The 527-nt window shown below is 72.1% G+C and carries 1 protein-coding gene; it reads left to right on the top strand.

The window, feature by feature from the left end; translation table 11 throughout:
• On the top strand, positions 1-527 hold a 527-nt coding region (locus UK12_RS33040), incomplete at both ends, for an SDR family NAD(P)-dependent oxidoreductase (protein WP_045306904.1).

Below are 527 nucleotides of genomic sequence, written 5' to 3'. Positions count from 1 at the left end.
TGGCGTCGGCTGCGGTCTGGGGTCTGCTGCGTTCGGCGCAGTCGGAGAACCCGGGGCGGATCGTCCTGCTGGACCTGGACGAGGACCCGGCTTCGCTCCAGGCGCTGCCCGGTGTGCTCGCCTGTGGTGAGCCGCAGTTGGCGGTCCGGGCGGGAGAGGCTCTCGCACTCCGTCTGGCGCGGGTGCCGTCGGCTGTCGAGGCCGAGCGGCTGGTGCTGGACCCTGAGGGCACGGTGCTGGTCACGGGTGCGACGGGCACGCTGGGTGCGCTGTTCGCCCGGCATCTGGTGACGGAGTACGGTGCGCGCAGGCTGCTGCTGGTCTCGCGTCGTGGGGAGCAGGCGGAGGGTGCCGCAGAACTCGCCGACAGTCTGCGTGAGTTGGGTGCGGAGCCGGTCTTCGCGGCCTGTGATGTCGCGGATCGTGACGCGCTTGCCGCTCTGCTGGCCGGGCACCGCCTGACGGCGGTCGTGCACACGGCCGGTGTGCTGGACGACGGTGTGATCTCCTCCCTCACCCCGGAGCGG

It is taken from the genome of Saccharothrix sp. ST-888, from assembly GCF_000955975.1.
In the GTDB taxonomy this organism is placed as follows: Bacteria; Actinomycetota; Actinomycetes; order Streptomycetales; family Streptomycetaceae; genus Kitasatospora.
This window is presented reverse-complemented; position numbering and strand designations above follow the sequence as displayed.